Genomic DNA, 2,830 nt, shown 5'->3' with positions numbered 1-2,830 from the left:
AGGTGGCGGTGCAGGTCGAGGAATCCATTCGCGCCGAGTCCGATACCCCGGCGCGCTTTGCGCCGACGACATTCGGGATTCTGCTGCCCACGGCGCCGCCCGAGGGGGCGATGGTCGTGGCGCGGCGGCTCACCGAGTATGCCGCAAGGGTGCAGCTTCAACAGGAAGGGGTCACGCACGTGACGCTTTCCTTCGGGATCGTCTCCACGGATGCCCCGGGGGAGGTCAGCGCCGAGGAATTCATCAAGGCAGGCCGCGAGGCGCTCGAAGAGGCCGTGAGCTGGGGCGGGGCCCAGGTGGTCCAGGCCCGTCTTCCCAAGTCCGCCTGAATTTTTCTCAAAGGTTTTTTCGGCGTTGACACCGGCGCCCGCTCGGACTACAAAAGCGTCCTCCCGGGGCGGGAGTAGCTCAGTTGGTAGAGCACAACCTTGCCAAGGTTGGGGTCGCCGGTTCGAGCCCGGTCTCCCGCTCCAATTTAAGACCGCATGAGGCGCCGATCGGATTTTCCGGTCGGCGCCTTTCGTTTTCGGGCATCACGCGATGCGACCCTGCAGTGGGCGAAAATCCGCCCGCTGCGGCCTTTGCTAGGGCGCCCAAGTACTGTAAGAACTGACCCGAGCCTCCTTGGGGGGGAAACCCTCTCAAAAACCCGGCAACTGGAGCCTTTGTGAACCAGAGCGACCCCATCACCCAGCGCAATACCGGCGAGGTTCTGGTGCGCCAGATCCCCGATTGTGGGATCTCCCTGCACGATCAGGCCGCCCTCACCGGCGAGCAGGTGCTCGCCCTCCAGGCGCGCTCGAAGCTGGCTCGCCAGTCGGCCGTCCGCGCTGTCGATCGCGTGGGAGAGGACCACCTGGGCGGCGGCCTCGAAGTCATCGACCCGCTCGAACTTGTTCTGAGCGTGATGGACCGCAGCCGCGGCGATGATTTCTTCATCGCGCAGGGCCATGTTGCAGCCGGTTACTTTGCCGTGCTCAGCCAGCACGGGCTCATCGATCCCAATGACTTTGAACAGGGCTTCCGCACCAGCGAGCCCATCGGCGGCCACGTTACGCCGCTCTCGGGCGGCACGATGAACACCGGCCGCCTGGGTGACGAGGGCGGCGGCGTCGGCATGGCGCTGGCCAACCAGGTCACCGCCGGGCGCGAGAAGGGCATTGTCTTCCTGTTTACGAGCGATGGTTCCATGCAGGAAGGCTCGGCCAGCGAAGCCTTCGAGATCGCGGCAAATCGAAGCGCCAGCGTGATCTTCATTCCGGCGCTCAATGCCATGCAGCTCTCGGGCACCACGGCCTCGGTCGATCCCAAGGGAAATCCCGCGGGCAAGGCCCGCGCCGCCGGGCTCACCGTCATCGACGTGCCTTCGGTCCATGACTTTGCCGGGCTCTACAAGGCCCTGCACGAGGCCGCCACGCTCTGCGCCGCCGGCAAGGGGCCGGTCTTTCTCAATCCCGTGGGTGAGAAGAAAAAGGCTTCGGAAGTTTTTGCCGATCCCAAAGCCTGGGAGATCGACGCCGGCGAGGAAGTCTGGGTTCCGGGCTCGCTCATGGGCAGCGGTATCAAGAAGTGGGAAGAGGGCATCATCGCCACCATCCACGCCGAGAGCAAAGGCAAGCCGCTGGCCAAGCCGGTGAACTACCACGACGGCAATCTCAAGAACGAAGACGCCGCGGCGATCCTCGCCGCGCTTGAGCCCACCGCCGAGGAGAAGGCCGCATTGGCCGCAACCTCGGGCAAGAGCAGCGAGTACAAGTTCCACGCGCGTCCCAAGTGGGACACGCCCACGGGCTATGAGTTTTCCTGGCCCAAGACCTTCGATATCTCCAAGAGCGCGCGCCTCGACGGTGACAAGCACGGTGGTGACTGGGTCTCGCCGCGCAAGGGCGTGAACGTCGCGCTGCAGGAACTGGGCGCCAAGAACTCCGACCAGATGATGGCCTTCGACATGGACCTGGGGGGCTCCACGCAGCTTGGCGCGCTGGCCTCGCACATCGGCAAGCGCTTTGTGCAGACCGGCATTCGCGAGCGCGCGGGCATTCTCGCCGCGGGCGGCGCCGCCTACGAGATGCTCCAGGCCCGCGCAGCCGGCGGCAACAAGGGCAAGGTTCCGACTGCCTGCACCGCGACCTTTGCCGCCTTCCTCCAGGGGGTGGGGCGCGAGGGCCTTGAATTCGCCGACTACCAGCAGGACCTCTACGGCTACGACGCCGGCGGGCTCACCACTGGCGTGCCGCTCAAGGTGATCAGCTCCCACAACGGCCTCAATCCCGGCAAGGACGGCATCACCGCTCACGCGCTGCACGGGATCGACCTGGCCTTTGAGCTGCCGCGTTTAAGGCGCTGCTTCCTTCCGGCCGATGCCAACCACGCCGTGCACATTATTCGCGAGATGTTCTCGCTCTCCGACTACGCGATGTACGTCGGCCCGCGCGACGTGGTGCCCGTGATCGCCGATCCGGCCGATCCCTCCAAACCGCTGTTTGGTCCCGACTGGAAGTGGGAGGCCGTCACGGCCATCGAGAAGAAAGACGGCGCCAAGGCTGCGATTCTGGTGACCGGCCCCGTGCTCTACCGCGCGCTCATGGCCGCCGACAAGCTGAGCACCCCGACCGACGTCTACTTCATCGGGCAGGTAAAGCCCTTCCCGACGGCTGCGGTCATGGAACTGCTGGCCGGCTACGACGCCGTTGTGACCCTTGAGGACGGCTTCGTGGGCGGTGAGGATTCCTGGCGCGGCCTTGCGGGCCTCGTAGCCGGGACGCTGGCGGCCAACGTGACAGATCTGGCCGCACGTCGCAGCGGCACGCTCCCGCGCATCGGCAAGGTT

2 protein-coding genes and 1 tRNA gene are annotated in these 2,830 nt (G+C 65.7%); all 3 read left to right on the top strand.

Annotated features, from left to right (window positions below; genetic code table 11):
* On the top strand, window positions 1–329 hold a 329-nt coding region (locus tag KDH09_19875; protein MCB0221966.1), incomplete at its 5' end, for a diguanylate cyclase.
* 68 nt (window positions 330–397) lie between these two features.
* Window positions 398–473 (top strand) — tRNA-Gly (locus KDH09_19870).
* A 194-nt stretch (window positions 474–667) separates the two neighbouring features.
* On the top strand, window positions 668–2,830 hold a 2,163-nt coding region (locus KDH09_19865), incomplete at its 3' end, for a hypothetical protein (protein MCB0221965.1).

The organism is Chrysiogenia bacterium, assembly GCA_020434085.1.
In the GTDB taxonomy this organism is placed as follows: Bacteria; JAGRBM01; JAGRBM01; order JAGRBM01; family JAGRBM01; genus JAGRBM01.
This window is presented reverse-complemented; position numbering and strand designations above follow the sequence as displayed.